The following is a 21657-nucleotide window of genomic DNA, read 5'->3' on the forward strand; positions in this document are numbered from 1 at the left end:
TAAAAACAGCTAAATATTGCGCCGCTTTTATATTCTGAACAATCGGCATCAGATCCGGTCATTCCTCTTTTATCTGTTATTACATTCAAATAACCGCTTAATATAATTAGAGTTATTGTTCTTAATTTTTAATTTTAATTTTTAATTTATAAATAGACTTACAATAGATAGACGATATTTACCATTAGTGCAAGCTTTAATTAACATAGCTCGAAAGAAGATCCTTAGACTTAGATCCTTGTACTTTTTTTTATCAAAACTTATTTTTTTGTTTTAAAAAAACGTTATAACCAATTTTGTTTTTACATTTATTTAACAACTTTTTTTTACGTTAATAGATGATATTTCAGCTTCACCAAGCGCTGCGAAAATGAAGATCAGAATATTTTAAACATCCGCAGGAATAAATTTTATTAAGCTTACAAAAACGTAAATAATTGAAAATTATTTGCACTTTCCCATGCTGTTAATTCAGTGATATAACAGTATACTGTTACCCTTAAATAAACTTATATGAGAAAAACTATGGCTGACAATAATCAAGCGCTAATGGCATTTATTGCTGACGTTAAACCAACTCAAATATTATGGGCACTGCAGGATAAAGAAAGTGAGGATTGGGTTGTAGTTGACTCTCTTTATTATGAACAGACAGAAGTTATGCCGTTGTGGTCAAGTGCTGAACTGGCTTTACCGCATTGTACTGAAGAGTGGCAAGATTATGTGCCGGCAGCAATTTCAGTAGCTGATTGGTTGGAGTTTTGGGTTGAAGATCTGCTTGCAGATAACGTCGTGATTGGTGTTAACTGGCTTGGCCAAGACAATGATTTAGAAACAGATTTATCGGAATTCACCGAAACATTAGCCGAGATTGAAGCATTATAAATCCCGGTTAAAAATATCGAATCAACAATCATTTCATAAAATAAAAATCAAATAATATACTCAAAGCGCCTCAAGAAGCGGCATTGTTCAGGTTGCGTCCCTTGCCAATAGGACGATCTGACACTGCTGCACACTATGAATGAAGAACAGTCCTGCTGATTACGCTAAGCACTTTTTAAAGTGCTATTGGATTATGCTTTGCATGCCGGTTATTATTTGTACGAGAAATTAGATGGCAGAAAATCAAGTTTTTATTGCTTTAATTAACCCTAAAAGCCCGACAAATGTGGGGGCTGTGATGCGCGCGGCCGGATGTTATGCGGTTGATGGCGTTTTATATACCGGCAATCGCTATGATCGCGCAAGGAAACTTCAGACCGATACCAAAAATGTCAGCGCGACTATCCCTTTAAGCTGCGAACCGAAGCTACTGGATAATTTATCTGCAGATTATTCAGATAATGATATTAAAGTGGTTTGTATTGATCTGATTGAGGGGGCAACGCCCCTGCCTAATTTTATACATCCTGAAAAAGCCTTATATATTTTTGGTCCTGAAGACGGCACCATTAAACAATCAGTCGTCAATCAGGCCGACGCGGTTGTTTATATCCCGACTATTGGTTGTCTGAATCTCGCGGCGACGGTTAATGTTGTACTTTACGACCGCCTGGCAAAATCGACAAAACATATTGCCGATAATGAATTAATTAAAAAAAGCAGAGACAATAATAATAGAGTGAAAGTAAAACCCTAACCCATTTCATAAAAACCCTAGCTACCATTTTTATATCGGCAAAAATCTGCAAGCCGCTCAGATTCAGATCTTGATGTTGAGCTTGCAATCCAGCGCAAATAAACCAATAAATTGAGCATATCTTCTGCTTAAAACTAACCCTATCTGTGCAGCGCATTTCGGGCACAACAGCCTGTTTTTAAGCACTTTCCTGCCAGCTAGCCGCTGCTCATAGCAAATGCATTAAAGATGTGATCTTGTATTGCGCAGGAAAAATAAACACTAGCAAGGCATGAGTTGCAGGAAGTAGTTATTCTCCTTTCAAGGCTTATAACGCAGATAGGGTTAATTTTAACCAGCAAGGCTGATCACTTATTTGATGCGTTTGGTATCATACCAAATGCATTAAATTTACGCTCACCAAGCAGCTGGGATGATTTTGAATAGTAAATCTGATTACTTTAGCAATGCATTTGGTATGGTGTTATCGATAAGGTCCATAGAATGCACCCTACGAGCGACCACAGAGTAAATACAAGTCCGCGTACACAATCTAATTATCCAATCCTTTTCTATTGAAAGGGATGATGAAATTAGGTTACAAACTTAAGTCCGAAGACACTAGTCGCCATTTTTATTGAGCAATATTTATGAATTCATCTGCGACAAGCTGCCGAGATAAGCGCCGTTTTACTCTCCATAACTGTCCTGTTTTTGCTTCAATTTAGGATCAGCTGACACCCCGTCACTAAGCCGTAAATCCCAACTGTATTTTATATTCAATATGAAGGACTGTTTGATTACAGGTAATAATATCGATCATTTAACCCATTTAAACAACAAGCTGTTAACTGCATTAACAAACCAGTAACCATTTGAATTTTATATAATAATATTTTATATTCAGGATCAAAAAGAGTGCTTGATTTACTATTATTGGATGCTTTGGTTGTTTAGAATGAACATCTGGTCAAGGCCTATCGATAGATAAATATCCCTTGCTTAAATTATCGGTTCATTACTATTTATTGTGTAAAACAATAAATTCCCAGGATTAAATTATGAATAATATTGCCAAATCAGCACAATCCAAAACACGTCTTGAAGAAGACCTTCTCGGGGAGCGTTATGTTCCTGCCAATGCCTATTATGGCATTCATACTCTACGTGCAATTGAAAATTTCAATATCTCTAGAATGACTATTTCCGATACGCCTGAATTCATTCGCGGCATGGTAATGACTAAAAAAGCAGCTGCCATGGCCAATAAAGACTTAGGTGTTATTCCAAGTCATGTGGCCGGTTATATTATTGAAGCATGCGATCTAATATTACAAACAGGCAAATGTATGGATCAGTTTCCGTCTGATGTCTTTCAAGGCGGCGCGGGAACATCCGTGAATATGAATAGCAATGAAGTAATTGCCAATGTAGCACTTGAGTTGATGGGAAAAGAAAAAGGACAATATGAATTTATTGATCCTAATGACCATGTTAATAAAAGCCAGTCTACAAACTGTACCTACCCGACCGGATTCCGTATTGCGGTGTACAACAGCATCACAACCTTAGTCAATTCTGTTGAATATCTGAGCGCGGCATTTGAACTTAAAAGCAGGGAATTTTCCGGTATTTTAAAAATGGGTCGCACGCAGTTACAGGATGCGGTTCCAATGACGGTCGGGCAGGAGTTTCATGGATGGTCAGTGACATTTAATGAAGAAATTCGTAATTTAAATTACACCGCCAAATTGCTGCTTGAAGTGAATTTAGGTGCAACCGCTATCGGTACTGGGCTTAATACTGCTCCTGGTTATCAGAATTTAGCCGTAAAATATCTTTCTCAGGTAACGGGTCTTGAATGCCTGCCTTCGGAAGATTTAATTGAAGCAACCTCGGATTGCGGTGCTTATGTGATGGTGCACAGTGCCTTAAAACGACTCGCGATAAAGCTGTCTAAGATCTGTAATGACCTGCGCTTGTTATCTTCGGGACCTCGTACGGGACTTAATGAAATCAATCTGCCGCAAATGCAGGCCGGTTCATCTATTATGCCGGCAAAAGTTAATCCGGTTATTCCTGAGGTGATAAACCAGGTCTGTTATAAGGTGATAGGTAACGATACCGCTCTGTCTTTCGCCGCAGAGGCCGGGCAACTGCAACTTAATGTGATGGAACCTGTGATCGCGCAATGTATGTTTGAATCGCTGGAGATTTTAAATAATGCCTGTATTAATTTACGCGATAAATGCGTCGACGGCATAACGGTTAATAAGGAGGTATGCGAGAATCAGGTATTAAATTCAATCGGTATTGTTACCTACTTAAACCCGCTGATTGGTCATCATCAGGGTGATAAAGTGGGTAAAATCTGCGCGCAGACCGGAAAAAGTGTGCGCGAGGTCGTTTTAGAATTAGGCCTGCTGACGGAAAAACAGATAGATGACACTTTTTCTGTCGCGAATCTAATCCATCCCGCGGACAACTCTATACGTTACCTATAAAGATACTATCACTACAAATTAATCCCCCCAATCTATGCGGGGGATATTCAACATTTTATTTCTATCACTTAGGAAAAACAGATGATTATTATTGAGTTGTTTATCGTGCTGCTTTTTATTTATTTAGGCGCAAAAATAGGCGGAATAGGGATCGGTTTTGCCGGCGGAGCAGGTGTTATTGTACTGACCATGGTAATGGGGGTTGATGCGGGTAATATACCCGTGGATGTGATCTTAATCATTATGTCGGTTATCACCGCGATCGCCGCGATGCAGGTTGCAGGAGGGATGGACTGGCTGGTGCAGTTAGCGGAAACATTTTTACGCAAAAACCCCAAACACATCACCTTTTATGCGCCTATTGTAACCTATGTTATGACGTTATTGGCAGGTACAGGTCACACCGCTTTTTCTACCTTACCTGTTATTGCCGAGGTTGCAAAAGAGCAGGGGATCAGACCTTCCCGCCCACTGTCCATTTCGGTTGTCGCCTCGCAAATTGCGATTACGGCATCACCCATTTCTGCTGCGGTGGTTTTTTTCTCCGGTATTTTAGATGTCTTCAATGTTAGCTACTTGAGTCTGTTATTAATCTGTATTCCGACTACTTTTGTCGCCTGTATGGTGGGCGCATTTGTTGCTAATTTTGTTGGTGGAGAGTTAAAAGATGATCCGGTTTATATCGATAGGCTTGCCAAAGGGCTGATCAAAATGAAGGGTGTGACTAAACGAAACATCCTGCCGTCCGCTAAATTATCTGTGTACCTATTTCTCAGCGCTCTTTTCATTGTTGTGGCTTATGCAACGATGATAAGCGATGCCGTCGGTCTGATTGAAAACCCCGCGATTGACCGTAATCAGGCGATTATGGCGATCATGCTTTCAGCAGCAGCCGCTATCGTACTACTGACCAAAATTGATGCTTCATTAATTTCAGAGGCCCCGACCTTTAAGTCGGGTATGAGCGCCTGCGTTTGTGTATTAGGTGTTGCATGGTTAGGTGATACTTTTGTTTCCGGCCATATTAATGAAATTAAAGAACTTTCAGCAGGTATTCTGGAGCAGTATCCCTGGATGCTGGCAGTAACCCTCTTTTTTGCTTCGATGCTGCTTTACTCACAGGGCGCAACGACAACCGCATTGATGCCGGCTGCACTGGCTATTGGTGTTGCACCGTTAACGGCAGTGGCTTCTTTTGCCGCAGTAAGTGCTTTGTTTGTACTGCCCACCTATCCAACCTTGTTAGCTGCCGTTGAGATGGATGACACAGGGTCAACCCGAATAGGAAAATATGTCTTCAATCATCCCTTCCTTATTCCCGGTGTGGTCACTATTTCAACCTCCGTTGCGTTAGGTTTTGCCTTTGGAGGGCTGGTTATTTAATAGTTCCCACTCGAAGCCGCCGCGCTATTTCTGTTATGAATGCGTCGATTTAATAAAAGTCACTCTCTTTTAAATTGAAGCAGCTTAATTGAAGCCATTGGCATACGCAAAAAAATACAGCTAAGTACTCACTCGAAAATTCTCTGATGTTAAAGGGTGCTTTATTGAGTAAACGGCTCAAAAATGCCGAGAAATTTATGTAAGAGTACTTAACCCGATAGCGTTAGCTTAAGGAAAAAATCATTAACTGCCACAGGGTATTGGCTAAACAAGAGAACTAATCGCTGGCTTAAAATAGCCGGTCGACTGAATTAAGCGTAACGGCTAATAACTTAAATGATGCTAGAATGTAATCATGATCCCTGCCATCAACCTATTTTAACTAAGAGACTCATATGCCTAAACTTCCCGCTGTTCGCATTGACATAGTCTCGGACATAATGTGCCCCTGGTGCATTATCGGTTATAAAAAGCTTGAGCATGCCATGTTGAAAATGAAGCATACTGCCGAATTTGAAATAGTATGGCAACCCTTTGAATTAAACCCCGACATGCCCTTTGAAGGAGAACACTTAGGGGAGCATTTACGGGACAAATATGGCTCAACTAAAGCGCAGAGTATTAAAAGCCGCCAGCAGATTATTGAAATAGGCAAAACCTTAGGCTTTGAATTTCGTTTTAACGAAAATTCACGCATTTTTAATTCCTTCCTTGCCCATCAATTATTACATTGGGCTAAATCCTATAATAAACAGACTGTTTTAAAGCTGGCATTATTCGATCTTTATTTCACTCAACAGCAAAATCCCAGTGAGTTATTGTTACTGCTGGATGTTGCAGAAAAAGTTGGCTTGGATCGTAACAAAGCTAAAGAGATATTAGAGACCCAGCATTATGCAAAAGCGGTCAGAGACGATCAGTCTTTTTGGGCTGAAAATGACGTGCAAGCAGTGCCCGCATTTATTTTTAATAAACAGTATTTACTTTCCGGCGCGCAAGAACCACAAATATTACAAGATGTTATTGAAACCATTATTAAAGAACAGACTCAATAATAACGCCAGCCTATTATCCATATAAAAAAAATGGCTATTGTGAATGTATTCCGCCATGTTATTAAAAATAACTATCCCGTTTTTCATCACAATCGGTATAATGATCTGAGATGACTTAACAATTTCAATTTTTTAATATTTAAAGAAAAGGTAAAATAATGGATAATTTGCTTGAATTGGTAAGATATACTCGCCGTAAGAACAAACTAAAACGTGAACTTATTGATAATGAGAAAAAAGTTCGCGACAACCGTAAACGTGTTGATCTACTCACTAATTTATTAGAATACATCAAGCAAGACATGTCTCCTGAAGATATAAAGATCATTATTGAAAATATGCGGTCTGACTATGAAGATCGTGTTGATGACCACATTATTAAAGGTGCGGAGATTTCAAAAGAACGCCGTGAAATCAGTCAAAACATAAATTCATTTAAACTTAAAGAAACAACTAAATAATTATTTGAGTTGAATAAATCTGAAAGGGATGGCTGAGCTATCCCTTTTTATTATCTCTTTTCTGGATTATCGGGTGAGTTGTGTTTGCCGACCATACTGCTTCAAAATTAATACTCAATAATAATGATCTGCATGTCTGGTTAATTGAGCCCGCCAAAGTAAGCGATGGCAAACTGCTTAATACCTTAAAAGGGTTACTCAGCAAGACTGAAATTGAAAAAGTACAACGTTACCGTCTGCCAAAAGCCAAACATACCGCTCTCATCACCAGAGCCTTTGCCCGAAGCGTTTTATCGCAATATGCAGACGTATCCGCTCAAAAATGGTTATTTAATATTGGTCCCCATGGTAAACCCGAGATCAACCACCCCCCTATTCCGCTCTCTTTTAATCTTAGCCACAATGATGATTTAATCATTTGTGCGGTGTCTCTGGACAAAAATATTGGTTGTGATATTGAAAGTTTATCCAGAAAAATCAGTATCAAAGCAATTGCACAACGTTACTTTTCGGCAATAGAATTTGACGCATTAATGGCTCTTGCACCGCCACTGCAAAGGCGACGTTTTTTTGAGTATTGGACACTAAAAGAAGCCTTTGTAAAAGCCACTGGAATGGGTATCAGTCAAGGTCTGGAGTCATTTAATTTTACTATAGGTAAAGCAAAAACAGATCAATTTAACGATAATATTCGGCTCAGTTTTTCACCGTCCTGCACTGAACAGGATAATCAGGATTGGCACAGCTATTTAGTTTATCCGGATCAAAACCACTGTATTGCGTTATGTGCAAAGACAAAGAATATTAATACACCACTCCCTCATAAAGCGCCTTTAAACGTCCAACTTTTTGACGGACTAGCCTTACTCAACCGCTATTAAGCAGCTCATATTTTCACCTTCCTGCATTGAACCGCTCCTAGGTCCGCGCAGCTATTGCCTGCTGCGGTGCATAGCATAGAATGCACCCTACCGATAACGTATAGCCATTCCTATAAAGGCAATAATATTAATAAGCCACTTCCTCATAAAGCAGTTTTAAACGTCCAACTTTTTGACGGCCTCGCCCGTAGGGTGCGCTTCAGCACCGATTATCTCTGCTTGCGGTGCATAAAATGCACCCTACCGATAACATATGGCCATTCCTATAAGGCAGTCATATTAATAAGCTACGTCCTCATAAGGCAGTTTTAAACCTTCACTTTTTGACGGCCTCGCTCGTAGGGTGCGCTTCAGCACCAATTACCCCTGCTTGCGGTGCATAAAATGCACCCTACCGATAACATATAACCATTCCTATAAGGCAGTAATATTAATAAGCCACTTCCCCATAAGCAGTTTTAAACCTTCACTTTTTGACAGCCTCGCGCGTAGGGTGCGCTTCAGCACCGATTACCCCTGCTTGCGGTGCATAAAATGCACCCTACCGATAACATATGGCAGTTGCGATCGGCTAAAAGTCCCCGGTTATATTTAATAAAAATCACATTAGTGAATCCTAATTAACTCATTTCCATAGCCATTTATGCCGGTTTAAAGGAGGCTATTTTCCGAATAATTATTGTCTATACTTAAAAATAAACATCCGCAACAGCGCCATTGATGAAGGTTTATTTATGAAGTGCTTAGTAATAAATTTATTGAGAGCATCCTTAGTGGTTATATGCGCTCATTATTCTTTAGCATCCGCCGGTGAAATTTCAACTCGCATTGTGGGTGGGAATGAAAGTGATGCTGGTGACTGGCCGTGGATAGTCAGTCTAAAAAACAGTGCTACTCGAAATCATTTTTGTGGCGGAACATTAATAGGCGAGCGCTGGGTATTAACTGCAGCTCACTGTTTATTTAATAGTGGAAATCTGAAATTGGCATCGCAACTCACTGCGACTGTGGGTGAATATGACTTAAACTCAATTCCGGTTACGCCTGCTATCGGCATTCAGCAGCTCTACATTCACCCCGATTACAACAGCTCAACAAGCGTTAATGATATTGCGCTGTTAAAGTTGGCCTCCAGTGTTAATTATCCAAACTTCATTTCTCCCGCAGATAATGAACTGACAAAAAATGCACTTGCTGCAATCGAAAATGTGACGGTAATAGGTTGGGGTTCAACGATCCCCTACAGCTCTGGTCAACCGGTCATCCCTGATTATCCGAATATTTTGCATGATGTTGAAATGCCATTAATGACAGATGCAATGTGCGCCAAGGCATTAGGCAGCAGTTATACAGCAGAAATGATTTGTGCCGGTTTAGCATTGGGTGGAAAAGACAGCTGTCAGGGTGATAGTGGCGGTCCATTAATTATTCAAGAGAACGGCTGGAAACAGATGGGCATTGTCAGCTGGGGATTTGGTTGTGCAGCTTCAGGCTATCCGGGCGTTTACACACGATTATCCCTATATAACGAGTGGGTGAAAAGCATCATCACAGATATTTATTTCCCTGCTTATCTTGAATTTAATAACACTCTTCTTGGTAATAGTCGTTCGGAAACCGTCATGATAGAAAATAATTCTGAGTATAATACATCCTTAGAATTTACTGCAACTGGCGATAATTCCTTCTCTTATGATGCTTCAAACTGCGCTTTTGTTGAAACCAATAAGAGCTGTAATTTAATAATCACCTACAGCCCGTTGAATACAAAAATAAGCCACAAGATCATCACCATCAACAGTGATCTACCAGATTCAACGGCCCGGCAATTATCTTTACTTGGTTTGCCGCTTAGGGATGCGGGTGGTGGTGCAATGGGCTGGTTAACTTTTTTATTATTAGCCCTGCTGTTTAGTCGCCGCTTTTATAAATTCAGATAATATTGCAGCAGATACTTTGTGAAGCGGTTCACAAAGTGTTAAGGTGCGCTCTTTTTTTAAACAACATATTTTCTATAGGATCTAAACCTTGAGCCAATCCCCTTTCTCGATACTGCCATTACATACCGATCTTTTACATAACCTGGAGTCTTTAGGCTATGACCTAATGACCCCTATTCAAGAACAAAGTTTACCGCATGTACTCGCAGGTAAAGATGTTATCGCACAAGGTAAAACCGGCTCCGGCAAAACAGCCGCGTTTGGTTTAGGTTTGTTAGAAAAACTGAGTGTTAAACGTTTTCGTATCCAAAGTTTAATTTTATGCCCGACACGCGAACTTGCCGATCAGGTTGGTAAAGAGTTACGCAGGCTTGCCCGCACCATTCATAATATTAAAGTATTAACCTTATGTGGCGGTGTTCCCTTTGGACCGCAAATCGGTTCACTGGAGCATGGTGCACATATTATTGTTGGTACCCCAGGACGAATCGAAGACCATCTGCGCAAAGGCACACTGCGTTTGGATGATTTAGAAGTCTTAGTCTTGGATGAAGCCGATCGTATGCTAGATATGGGCTTTCAGGCATCGATCGATGCGATCATAGATCAAGCCCCTAAACAGCGCCAAACGTTATTGTTCAGTGCCACCTTCCCGGAAAAAATCAATAATATCGCCAAACGAATTATGACTGATCCGGTCATGGTTAAAGCAGAATCTAAACATGATGACTCAGTTATTGCCCAGCATTTTTATAAAGTAGAGAATAGCCAGGATCGTATGATAGCCCTGCGCTTATTATTACAAAAGTATCAGCCGGAATCATCGGTGGTTTTCTGTAATACTAAAATAGAAGTACAGGAAGTCGCTAATGAACTTGCAAACCGGGGGTTTAATGCGCTTGCCCTACATGGGGATTTAGACCAAAAAGATCGCGATCAGGCATTAATCCGTTTTTCAAATAAAAGTGCCACTATTCTTGTTGCAACCGATGTGGCAGCGCGTGGTTTGGATATTGATAATCTCAGTGCTGTTTTTAATTACCATATCGCACATGATCAGGAACTGCATGTTCACCGTATTGGTCGTACCGGGCGCGCCGGAAACAAAGGCTTAGCATTCTCTTTTTACAGTGATAAAGAGCACCAAAAAGTCACGGTACTGGAGGACTATTTAGATCGTTCTATTTCACCGGAACAACTGCCTCTTTTAAACTTACTTGATAAAGAACCTCAGCAGTCAAACATGATAACCATTCGAATTGATGGCGGTAAACGTCAAAAAATCAGACCGGGTGATATCGTTGGCGCATTAACCGGAGAAAATGGTATTAAAGGTGATCAAGTGGGCAAAATCCACGTATCGGATAACTGGTCATATATTGCAGTACAACGCGATGTCATTAAAGTTGCCTTTAAAAAATTAAGCGAAGGCAAACTTAAAGGGCGTACCTTTCGAGTAATGGTTGTTCGCGGTTAATATTACAATACTTTTTATGGTTCAGATGGTCACCTATCTGAACTTTTTTCCTTTTACAAATACACCTTCCAAAACGGCACTGCCTATCACCCCACAGTTTTTAGTCTAATTATCCTCTTTATTCAATAAAAATCCCGTAACAGAATGTAACAATATTTCTGCTTGTGTAAGCAATTGTAACTTAAAAAAAAGTGTGATCTGCGTAACAGAATCATCACCAACATCTTCTATATACTCCACCTAAATAGAATCGAAGTCGTTTGGGTTTATAGTTTATTTAAAGTCAAATTTAACCTCTAATTGGAGAGTTGTGTATGAACATTTTCGGAAGTTTACAAAAAGTAGGGAAGTCATTAATGCTTCCTGTCTCTGTACTGCCTATCGCCGGTATTTTACTGGGTGTCGGTGCTGCAAAATTCGCTATATTACCAGATGTTGTTTCGCAATTAATGGAACAAGCCGGTGGGGCAGTATTTGGTAACATGGCATTACTATTTGCAATCGGTGTTGCACTTGGTTTTACAAAAAATGATGGTGTAGCAGGTCTTGCGGCTGCAGTCGGTTACTTCATTATGATGCAAACTATTGAAGTACTTTCACCGGGCGCAAACACCGGTGTACTTGGTGGTATCGTCGCCGGTGGTATTGCTGCTGCCATGTTCAACCGCTTCTACAATATTAGATTACCTGATTACTTAGGTTTCTTTGCGGGTAAACGTGCTGTTCCAATTATGACTGGTTTCGTCGCCATCATCATGGGTTCAATTCTTTCGATTGTTTGGCCTCCTGTTGGAGCAGCCATTGCTGGTTTCTCACATTGGGCTGCCGAGCAAAACCCGACACTCGCATTTGGTATTTACGGTGTTGTTGAACGTTCATTAATCCCCTTTGGTCTTCATCACATCTGGAATGTACCCTTCTTCTTTGAAGCAGGTAGTTGTGTAAACAATGCCGGTGAGCAGCTAAACGGTGTATTAACATGTTACCTGTCTGCTGATGATGCAACGCGTGCTGCAGGTAATGGTTTCGGTCAACTAGCAGGCGGTTACATGTTTAAAATGTACGGTCTACCTGCTGCAGCTATCGCCATTGCACATTCGGCTAAGCCTGAAAACCGCGCTAAAGTCATGGGTATCATGGTTTCTGCTGCATTAACTTCATTCTTAACCGGTATTACTGAACCAATCGAATTTGCATTCCTATTCGTAGCACCTATTTTATATGCAATCCACGCACTACTTGCGGGTTCCGCATTTGTTGTTACTAACATGTTAGGCATGGTACACGGTACTTCATTCTCACATGGTCTGATTGATTTCTTGGTACTCTCTGCTAATTCACAAAAATTCCTGTGGTTCCCGGCAATAGGCCTTATCTACGCAGCTATCTACTACACAGTGTTTCGTGTTGTTATTGCTAAACTAGACCTTAAAACACCAGGTCGTGAAGATGAAGAGCTTGAGCAGGAACTTGCACTTGATAGCACTGAAATGTCTATTCTTCTTGTTGCTGCATTTGGTGGTAAACCGAATATTGAAAGCCTGGATGCGTGTATTACACGTTTACGTATCAGTGTTAAAGATATATCACTAGTCGATAAAGCTGAACTTAAGAGATTGGGTGCTGCCGGTGTGGTCGTATCAGGTAACGGAGTTCAAGCTATCTTCGGTACTAAATCTGATAACTTAAAAACAGACATGGAAAATTACATGTCTAAATAATAAGTTGCCGGGCAGGTATTTCACCCGCCCGCGCTTTAAAGGAGAAGCTTAACAATTTTATTTGTTAAGCTTCTCCTTTTTTTTCAATCAATCTTTTAATGCTTCCTTTTAAAACCGCTTTTCCTTCATCAATCTTTTAATACTTCCTTTTAAAGCCGACTCCAATCTTATTAATACTGCGGATACCAGCGTGTGTTTTTTTAGGCGCGTTAAAGGTATTACCACAGAGGACACCGAGGCGCAGTGCAGAAAAAGACCAGTGCGTTTGCTACTCTGTTAGCCGTAGGGTGCATTCTATGCACCACAAACAGTGGTAATCGGTGCGTGGAGCGCACCCTACGAACGGTTACTTTTTCCAGTTTGAAAGTGGTATGCCAATTTAGCCGGTCATTTAACAGCGGAATTTTAGTGTCTTTTCCGCACGTTAACAGTATTACCACAGAGGACACCGAGGCGCAGTGCAGAAAAAGATCCGTGTTTTTTGGTATTCTGTTAGCCGTAGGGGGGATTCTATGCAACACAAACAGTGGTAATCGGTGCGTGGAGCGCACCCTACGAACGGTTACTTTTTCCAGTTTGAAAGTGGTATGCCAATTTAGCCGGTCATTTAACAGCGGAATTTTAGTGTCTTTTCCGCACGTTAACAGTATTACCACAGAGGACACCGAGGCGCAGTGCAGAAAAAGATCCGTGTTTTTTGGTATTCTGTTAGCCGTAGGGGGGATTCTATGCAACACAAACAGTGGTAATCGGTGCGTGGAGCGCACCCTACGAACGGTTACTTTTTCCAGTTTGAAAGTGGTATGCCAATTTAGCCGGTCATTTAACAGCGGAATTTTAGTGTCTTTTCCGCACGTTAACAGTATTACCACAGAGGACACCGAGGCGCAGTGCAGAAAAAGACCAGTGCGTTTGCTACTCTGTTAGCCGTAGGGTGCATTCTATGCACCACAAACAGTGGTAATCGGTGCATAGAATGCACCCTACGAACGGTTACTTTTGCCAGTTTGAAAGTGAGATGCCAATTTAGCCGATCATTTAACAGCGGAATTTTAGTGTATTTTCGGCACTGAACCTTCAGGCTTGGGATTTGCTGCCGCCTTAGCTCAATTGCCGCTAGTGCTGTCTGTATAAAGTAAAAGGTTATAAAGTAAAAGGCAGGATCAATCAGGTTGATATTTGAGCGTTATTTTAGTCAAAAAAAATAAAAGAAGCGTAATACGCTTCTTTTTGAGACTGTTTTTTAACCGCGGAAATTTTTAACCTCTAAAGTAATTCGCGGCAACAAAGGGCATTTTCACTACTGTCATGGGCAACTTTTTAGCGCGCACTTCAGCAAAGACTTCCGACCCGATTTGACTGAAATCCGGATCAACATAGGCCATTGCAACGGGCATCCCTTTTGTAGGACCGAAGGTACCGCTGGTCACAATACCGATCTTATTATCCGCCGCATCAAACAATTCACAACCTTCACGCACCGGCGCTTTTGAGGTGCCTAATAAACCGATACGTTTACGGCTAATATTTTTGCTTTTAATCTGTTCAAGAATAATGTCAGCACCCGGAAAACCACCGGGTCGACTGCCATCTGCACGACGAGCTTTGCTAATACCCCATAATAAACTTGCCTCGACCGGTGTTGTCGTTTCATCAAGATCATGGCCGTATAAACATAAACCCGCTTCAAGACGTAATGAATCTCGTGCGCCAAGACCAATCCACTCAACTTCAGCAAAAGCCAGCAGTTCACGCGCCAGGGCCTCAGCTTTTGCGGCAGGGACAGAAATCTCAAAGCCGTCTTCACCGCTATAACCGGAGCGACTGACATAACATTCCACGCCCGCCAGCTGTATTTTTTGCGCATCCATAAACAGCATATTATTGACCGACGGATTAATCTGCGCCAGAACCTGCGCCGCTTGCGGACCTTGTAATGCCATTAATGCACGATCTTCCATCACCTCTAACCTGACGTCAGCGGGCAGATTAGCCCGCATATGAGCAATATCTTGTTCTTTACAAGCTGCATTGACCACAACCAATAAAAAATCGTCAAGGTTACCCACCATTAAATCATCATTAATCCCCCCCTGCTCATTAGTAAAAAAAGCATAACGTTGTTTGCCCGCGGGTAAATCAATAATATCAACGGGGACTAATGCCTCTAATGCCTGCGCTGCATTTTTACCAAAAAGACGCACCTGCCCCATATGGGAAACATCAAACAAGCCGGCAGCATCACGGCAATGCAGATGTTCCTTACGCACTCCCAGTGCATATTGCACGGGCATATCATACCCCGCAAAAGGGACCATTTTACCCCCCATTTCAATGTGCAGTGCGTGCAGCGGGGTAACAAAAAGTTCTTCGGACATAGGTTTAATACTCCATATTGCGCAATAGTTGCGGCTGGTTCATTTTAGTTGTCAAATAATTAGAGACAATCGTTTTGGTGGTTATTTTTCAAACTGTTGTGCAGCGTCAGTTATCTTTATGAGGCGGTCACCCAAAGAATTAACGCATCCTCTTCACTGCTGGAAATAAGCATGTGCCCCATATTGGCATCGTAATAGACCGAATCGCCTTCATTTAAAGTGACGGGTTCATAAAATTCTGAAAAGAATGTTATCTCGCCACTTAATACTAATAAAAATTCATCTCCGGCGTGGCGGATCCAATCCGAATAATCGGCAAAATCACGCGCCCTGATCCGCGACTTGAACGGCATCATTTTTTTATTGGTTAACTGCGTGGCCAACAACTCATGTTCATAGGTTGAAGTCGGATGCGCCTTGCCCTCGTTATTACGGGTAATATCACGGCGACCGGTCGCACTGACCTGTTTGGGCGGCGCAAAGAGCTGCGGGAGATCTATCTGCAAACCATTAGTCAATTTCTGCATTGCCTGAAAGGTTGGCGATATCTGTTCATTTTCTATTTTAGATAACGTAGAACGTGCCAGCCCGGTTTTTTTGCTGGCTTCTTCCAGCGTCAAACCGAATGACTTGCGAATTTCTTTTAAACGCTGCCCGAGTTTAACGGGTTCTATTTTTTCTGATCCCCGATCGTTAGAAATTTTCATTGATGGATAAACATCTTGTTTATTCAGATCAGTCATCACTGTTCTCCTTTTCTATTGCTATATAGTAAACGTCAAAAATAAAAGCGCACAGGAAAAAACAGGATCCGGATCTCATAAAAGAGAAAAAGTTTCCTTTTGGAAACTTTTGGTCAAGCAGAATAGAATAATCACCCTATAATGGCTACCTGGTCGTTCTTGTGAGCTATCGGAATAGGTAATCATTTATCCTATGGAAAAATATTGGTTAAGTCCTTAACTTAACCCTGTCATCTTATCGATTTGAATAACAATCACATTCATTATTGTCATTAGCTCTCGATGAGTCATTAGCAATAAATATTTCACACAACAAATTAGCTGGGGATTTAATATGGAAAGCGCATTAATGTTTACTGATACACATGAGTGGATACTCGATAACGGTGATGGCAGCGTCACTATCGGTATTTCAAACCAGGCTCAACAACTTTTAGGAGATGTTGTCTTTGTGGATATGCCAGAAGTTGGTGACAACACACAAGCGGGAGAAGTTTTCTCTTTGGTCGAATCAGTTAAAGCTGCCTCGGATCTCTATGCACCCGTCACAGGTGAAGTTATTGAGATTAACGAAGAACTTGAAGATAGCCCTGAATTAATTAATGAATCCCCCTATTCAGCAGGTTGGATTGTCAAAATAAAATTAGCTGACAGCAATGAACTTGATAATCTTATGTCCAGTGAAGATTATCACGCGGCGAACGCAGAATAATCATTAATTTAGAACCTATCTAATCAATTAGGCCGCTTCAAATGAAGCTGCCTTGCTTTTTTTTCTGCTATCTCCCCTCTTAATCAACATAAAACAGGGGGATAAGTAAAAATTATTCAGGAATCCCCTATGACAGATACAACGCTTCTCGATTTATTAAGTGACAGTAAAGAGTTTGCGACTCGTCACAATGGCTCCGGTGCAGCACAACAAAAAAAGATGCTGGAGACTATCGGCGTGCAGAGCATTGAGCAGCTAATTGATCAAACTGTGCCGGCAGCCATTCGTCTGCCCGAAACCATGACGTTAGCTGAGCCGCAAAGCGAATCAATGACGCTGGCATCGCTTAAAGCGATTGCCGAAAAAAATATTGTTAACCGCAGTTTTATTGGCCAGGGTTATTACAATACGTTACTGCCTAACGTCATATTACGTAATGTTCTGGAAAATCCCGGCTGGTACACGGCCTACACCCCCTATCAGCCAGAGATTTCCCAAGGCCGTTTAGAGTCGTTATTAAACTATCAGCAAATGGTGATGGATTTAACCGCAATGGAAATAGCCAATGCTTCCTTGCTGGATGAGGCCACCGCTGCCGCAGAGTCGATGACCTTATGTAAACGTGCCGGTAAAAGCAAAAGTTTAGCTTTCTTTGTGGCGAATGAAATTCACCCGCAAACCATAGACGTTGTGCGCACCCGAGCCGAATTTTTTGGTTATGAAATTATCAGCGGTTCAATGGAAGAACTTGAAAACCATGATGTGTTTGGCGCACTGCTGCAATACCCAAGTACCACGGGTAATATTCAAGATCTAACCGCAATCATCGAAAAAGCACATGCTAAAAAGACCCTAGTGTCGGTCGCTTCCGACCTGCTCGCCTTAACCCTGCTTAAAGCACCCGGCGAAATGGGCGCAGACATTGTTATCGGCAGTGCGCAACGTTTTGGCATACCCATGGGATTTGGCGGACCACACGCCGGTTTTATGGCAACCAAAGAAAAATTCAAACGTACTATGCCCGGCCGTATTATTGGTGTCTCAAAAGACAGCAAAGGCAAACCGGCATTACGTATGGCAATGCAAACCCGCGAGCAGCATATTCGCCGCGAAAAAGCGACTTCAAATATTTGCACCGCTCAGGCCCTGTTAGCTAATATGTCCGCTTTTTATGCGCTTTATCACGGCCCTGAAGGTCTGCGTAAAATTGCTCGACGTGTTCATCATTTAACCGCTATTCTAGTGGCGGGTTTACGCAGTGAAGGCTTTGAATTAGCGAACCAGCACTTCTTCGATACGATTACCTTAAACAGCAACGAGCACAGTAAAGCGATTTACCACAGAGCACTTGCCGAAGGCATGAATTTACGCAAATTCCCAACCCCTGATAATATGCCGGTACAGCTTGGTATCAGCCTTGACGAAACAACCACTATTACAGATGTTGAAGATTTATTACGTGTTATTACCGGTAAAGCACTTTCATCTGCAAGTTTTGCAGCCCAGGTAGCAACCGATGAGTTTGCCGGTATTCCGGCCGCATGCCGCCGCAGCAGTAAATACTTAACCCATCCGATATTTAATGAGCACCACAGTGAAACGCAAATGATGCGTTACATGAAAAAATTGGAGAATAAAGATTATTCGCTGACCCATGGCATGATCCCGCTCGGATGTTGTACCATGAAGCTCAATGCGGCAGCGTTAATGCTGCCCGTAAGCTGGCCTGAATTTTCACAAATGCACCCCTTCGCACCAACCGAGCAGAGCTTTGGTTATCAGGAGTTGGCTGAAAAATTATCCGATATGCTTTGTGAAATAACAGGTTACGATGGTTTCTCACTGCAGCCTAATTCCGGCGCACAGGGTGAATATGCAGGTCTTATCGCGATTCACCGTTATCAACAAAGTATAGGTGAAGATCAGCGTAACATCTGTTTGATACCGAGCTCAGCGCACGGCACTAACCCGGCTACCGCGTCAATGCTCTCTATGAAAGTGGTGGTCGTCGGCTGTGATGAACAAGGTAATATCGACCACGCAGACTTAAAAGCTAAAATTGATAAACACCGTGATAACCTCTCCTGCATTATGGTCACCTACCCCTCTACACACGGCATTTATGAAGAAGGAATTCAGGAAATATGTGAATGGGTACATGAAGCCGGCGGTCAAGTCTACCTTGATGGCGCAAACATGAATGCTCAGATAGGGCTTACCAGTCCGGGATTTATCGGTTCCGATGTATCACATCTTAATCTCCATAAAACCTTCTGCATACCCCATGGTGGCGGTGGTCCGGGTATGGGTCCGATTGGCGTCAAAAAACACCTGATTCCGTTTCTGCCTGGGCATATCGAAGTCACTGAATCAGCAGATAATAAACATTATGCAGTTTCAGCCGCTGAGTTAGGCTCCGCTTCTATTCTGCCTATCTCCTATGCCTACATTGCAATGATGGGTGAACAGGGGTTAACCTCAGCGACCCAGTTGGCTATCTTAAATGCCAACTACATAATGGAGCGTTTACGTCCGCATTACCCGATTTTATACCAGGGTAAAGAGGGCCGCGTTGCGCACGAATGTATTATCGATATTCGCCCCCTTGAAGCGACATCGGGTATTTCCAATGAAGACATCGCTAAACGTCTGATGGATTACGGCTTCCATGCGCCGACTATGTCGTTCCCGGTGGCAGGCACCTTTATGATTGAACCGACTGAATCAGAAAGCGTCGCTGAACTCGACCGCTTCTGTGATGCCATGATAGCTATCCGCCACGAAATCAAGCAGATAGAAGACGGTGAATGGTCAGCAACAGATAATCCGCTGGTTAATGCCCCTCATACACAGGTTGATTTAATGGCAGCCGAATGGACGCATGGTTACAGCCGTGAGCTTGCCTGTTTCCCATCAACGCACAGTAAAGACAGTAAGTACTGGCCGGCAGTAAACCGGGTTGATAATGTCTTTGGCGACCGTAATCTGATTTGCTCATGTCCGAGCATTGAAAGTTATATGGAAGAATAAGCACCAATGATTAGAATGATTTAGGATTTAATAAAACAGTTATCTTCATAACGTTGCTTATTGACCATTATAAATAAAAAAGGCGAACCAGAAATGGTCCGCCTTTTTTTTAAATCAAAATATCTAAGACCAAATCTATTAATTAACTTCCCATGTCGACTCAAAGGCTAGAAAGCTAGAAAGCTCGAAAGCTCGAAAGCTCCGCTTTTAATGCTGAGTTAAGGCAGCTATCAAACTCACTTTTTCAAAGAAGAAGCACTGTGGATTAAGGTCTCAAACTGCTCAATAGGAACCGGTTTGCTGAATAAATATCCTTGGAAAAAGGTACATCCTTTGCCTAAGAGTAATTGTCGTTGATCTTCAGTTTCCACTCCCTCGGCAATAACGTTTATATTCAGGATCTGAGCCATGGCAATGATTGCCTTTACTATCGCTTTATCATTACTGTCTGTCGCAAGCTCGCGCACGAACGACTGATCTATCTTGAACTCATCAAGGGGCAGCCGTTTAAGGTACTGTAAGGATGAATAACCCGTCCCGAAGTCATCCAGAGAAAACTGAATACCAATATTATTTAATGCCTTCATAATGGCAATAGTGACTTCGACATCATATTGCAAAAGGCTTTCAGTCAATTCAAGCTTGAGTAAATTTCTGGGAATAGCATGTCGTTGCACAGCGGACTGCACTTGCTCCACAAAATCCTGCTGCCGGAACTGTCTTGCACTTACATTAACTGACAGTGTTAAGTCGCGGGTCCGCGACTCTTTCTGCCATAGCGCAAGCTGCGCACAAGCCGTCTCGATAACCCATTTCCCAATGGGTATAATTAAGGCGTTTTTTTCCGCCAGAGGGATAAAGGTCACTGGTAATACTAGCCCGCGTTCAGGATGCGTCCAGCGGATCAATGCCTCTGCTCCCAATGCCCGGTTGGCACTGTCCATCTGAATTTGGTAATACAAATGAAATTGCGACTTTTCAACGGCAATGCGCAATTCATTTTCGAGGGTGATGCGCAGGTTAATAATGTCCTGCATTTTAGGGTTAAAGAAGCTGATCAGATTGCCACCTGCTTTTTTGGCCTGATACATGGCGATGTCGGCTTGTTTGAGCAGATCTTCTGCCGTCTTACCCTCATGGTCGAAAAAGACCGCACCAATACTCGCTGTGCTGTAACATTGGTGCATGTCGAGCTGGTAGGGCTTATTGAGCGCCGCGAAAATTTTATCGGCAATAGCATTCGCCTTTGCTGCGGCTTCAATGGTTTTTTCGTCCAGGTTTTCCAGAATTAACACAAACTCGTCCCCACCCAAACGCCCCACGGTATCCCCTTTGCGTAGACAGGACTCTAGGCGTTGCGCTATCTGGATCAGCAGTAAATCACCGACTTCATGGCCGAGGCTGTCGTTGATATCCTTGAAATGATCCAAATCAACAAACATCACAGCACTCTCCCGGCCATTACGCACGTTGGACGCTAATGCGTGATTCAGCCTGTCTATCAAAATACGCCTGTTGGGCAAGCCGGTAAGCGCATCATAAAAGGCGAGGCCATTGAGTTTTTCGGCCAGTTTACCTTTCTCTTTACTTTGAAAGGCAAGCTTCTGGTTGGCAATATCAAGTTCCGCTGCCCGTTTATCCTTTTCTTCGTTTTGAAAGGCAAGCTCCTTATTCGCAATCACAAGCTCCGCTGCCCGTTTAGCTTTCTCTTCATTTTGAAAGGCAAGTTCCTGATTGGCGATGGCAAGTTC

At 42.1% G+C, this 21657-nt stretch carries 15 protein-coding genes; 12 read left to right on the forward strand and 3 right to left on the reverse strand.

Going from position 1 to position 21657, the window contains the following annotated elements; genetic code table 11:
• Positions 1 to 525 precede the first annotated feature (525 nt).
• The 10 genes from CXF72_RS04710 (at position 526) to ptsG (ending at position 13043) form a co-directional block, all read left to right on the forward strand.
• On the forward strand, positions 526 to 885 hold the full coding sequence (locus CXF72_RS04710; RefSeq protein ID WP_101037217.1) for a DUF2750 domain-containing protein: 360 nt from the start codon (positions 526 to 528) through the stop codon (positions 883 to 885).
• A 232-nt stretch (positions 886 to 1117) separates the two neighbouring features.
• Entirely contained in the window at positions 1118 to 1642 is a 525-nt protein-coding gene (locus CXF72_RS04715; protein ID WP_101037218.1) for an RNA methyltransferase, read from the forward strand.
• A gap of 1040 nt (positions 1643 to 2682) precedes the next feature.
• Positions 2683 to 4125, forward strand: a complete 1443-nt coding sequence (aspA, locus tag CXF72_RS04720) for an aspartate ammonia-lyase (protein WP_101037220.1) — start codon at positions 2683 to 2685, stop codon at positions 4123 to 4125.
• 81 nt (positions 4126 to 4206) lie between these two features.
• Positions 4207 to 5508: an anaerobic C4-dicarboxylate transporter gene (locus CXF72_RS04725; RefSeq protein ID WP_101037222.1), complete on the forward strand. Its 1302-nt coding sequence runs from the start codon at positions 4207 to 4209 to the stop codon at positions 5506 to 5508.
• Positions 5509 to 5903: 395 nt separating this feature from the next.
• Complete coding sequence (locus CXF72_RS04730) at positions 5904 to 6563, forward strand: DsbA family oxidoreductase (RefSeq protein ID WP_101037224.1); 660 nt, start codon at positions 5904 to 5906, stop codon at positions 6561 to 6563.
• A gap of 158 nt (positions 6564 to 6721) precedes the next feature.
• Entirely contained in the window at positions 6722 to 7024 is a 303-nt protein-coding gene (locus tag CXF72_RS04735) for a DUF496 family protein (protein WP_101037227.1), read from the forward strand.
• A gap of 80 nt (positions 7025 to 7104) precedes the next feature.
• Entirely contained in the window at positions 7105 to 7905 is an 801-nt protein-coding gene (locus tag CXF72_RS04740) for a 4'-phosphopantetheinyl transferase family protein (protein WP_101037229.1), read from the forward strand.
• Positions 7906 to 8639: 734 nt separating this feature from the next.
• On the forward strand, positions 8640 to 9845 hold the full coding sequence (locus CXF72_RS04745) for a S1 family serine peptidase (RefSeq protein WP_101037231.1): 1206 nt from the start codon (positions 8640 to 8642) through the stop codon (positions 9843 to 9845).
• 88 nt (positions 9846 to 9933) lie between these two features.
• Positions 9934 to 11322: an ATP-dependent RNA helicase DbpA gene (dbpA, locus tag CXF72_RS04750; RefSeq protein ID WP_101037233.1), complete on the forward strand. Its 1389-nt coding sequence runs from the start codon at positions 9934 to 9936 to the stop codon at positions 11320 to 11322.
• A gap of 314 nt (positions 11323 to 11636) precedes the next feature.
• Positions 11637 to 13043, forward strand: coding sequence for a PTS glucose transporter subunit IIBC (ptsG, locus tag CXF72_RS04755; protein ID WP_198552502.1), 1407 nt, complete (start codon positions 11637 to 11639; stop codon positions 13041 to 13043).
• 1259 nt (positions 13044 to 14302) lie between these two features.
• Here the strand turns inward: ptsG and gcvT are convergent.
• Positions 14303 to 15421, reverse strand: coding sequence for a glycine cleavage system aminomethyltransferase GcvT (gene gcvT, locus CXF72_RS04760; protein WP_101037238.1), 1119 nt, complete (start codon positions 15419 to 15421; stop codon positions 14303 to 14305).
• Positions 15422 to 15537: 116 nt separating this feature from the next.
• Positions 15538 to 16164 (reverse strand): helix-turn-helix domain-containing protein, encoded by a 627-nt coding sequence (locus CXF72_RS04765; protein WP_101037240.1) that lies wholly within the window; start codon positions 16162 to 16164, stop codon positions 15538 to 15540.
• A 334-nt stretch (positions 16165 to 16498) separates the two neighbouring features.
• On the opposite strand from CXF72_RS04765, the gene gcvH reads away from it, so the two are divergent.
• Both gcvH and gcvP read left to right on the forward strand, forming a co-directional pair.
• A complete protein-coding gene (gene gcvH / locus CXF72_RS04770; protein WP_101037242.1) occupies positions 16499 to 16876 on the forward strand; it encodes a glycine cleavage system protein GcvH in 378 nt (125 codons plus the stop codon).
• A 129-nt stretch (positions 16877 to 17005) separates the two neighbouring features.
• Positions 17006 to 19906, forward strand: a complete 2901-nt coding sequence (gcvP, locus tag CXF72_RS04775; RefSeq protein WP_101037245.1) for an aminomethyl-transferring glycine dehydrogenase — start codon at positions 17006 to 17008, stop codon at positions 19904 to 19906.
• A gap of 236 nt (positions 19907 to 20142) precedes the next feature.
• On the opposite strand, the gene CXF72_RS04780 is transcribed toward gcvP, so the two are convergent.
• Positions 20143 to 21657 (reverse strand): putative bifunctional diguanylate cyclase/phosphodiesterase (locus tag CXF72_RS04780; protein ID WP_101037247.1); only part of this gene is annotated, 1515 nt, incomplete at its 5' end.

It is taken from the genome of Psychromonas sp. MB-3u-54 (genome assembly GCF_002836415.1).
GTDB lineage: Bacteria > Pseudomonadota > Gammaproteobacteria > Enterobacterales > Psychromonadaceae > Psychromonas.

Coding starts and splice junctions, on each gene's coding strand:
- CXF72_RS04765 (WP_101037240.1), bottom strand. CDS start 16,164: ATGACTGATCTGAATAAACAAGATGTTTATCCATCAATGAAAATTTCT.
- gcvH (WP_101037242.1), top strand. CDS start 16,499: ATGGAAAGCGCATTAATGTTTACTGATACACATGAGTGGATACTCGAT.
- aspA (WP_101037220.1), top strand. CDS start 2,683: ATGAATAATATTGCCAAATCAGCACAATCCAAAACACGTCTTGAAGAA.
- CXF72_RS04730 (WP_101037224.1), top strand. CDS start 5,904: ATGCCTAAACTTCCCGCTGTTCGCATTGACATAGTCTCGGACATAATG.
- CXF72_RS04715 (WP_101037218.1), top strand. CDS start 1,118: ATGGCAGAAAATCAAGTTTTTATTGCTTTAATTAACCCTAAAAGCCCG.
- CXF72_RS04745 (WP_101037231.1), top strand. CDS start 8,640: ATGAAGTGCTTAGTAATAAATTTATTGAGAGCATCCTTAGTGGTTATA.
- CXF72_RS04710 (WP_101037217.1), top strand. CDS start 526: ATGGCTGACAATAATCAAGCGCTAATGGCATTTATTGCTGACGTTAAA.
- CXF72_RS04735 (WP_101037227.1), top strand. CDS start 6,722: ATGGATAATTTGCTTGAATTGGTAAGATATACTCGCCGTAAGAACAAA.
- gcvT (WP_101037238.1), bottom strand. CDS start 15,421: ATGTCCGAAGAACTTTTTGTTACCCCGCTGCACGCACTGCACATTGAA.
- CXF72_RS04725 (WP_101037222.1), top strand. CDS start 4,207: ATGATTATTATTGAGTTGTTTATCGTGCTGCTTTTTATTTATTTAGGC.
- ptsG (WP_198552502.1), top strand. CDS start 11,637: ATGAACATTTTCGGAAGTTTACAAAAAGTAGGGAAGTCATTAATGCTT.
- gcvP (WP_101037245.1), top strand. CDS start 17,006: ATGACAGATACAACGCTTCTCGATTTATTAAGTGACAGTAAAGAGTTT.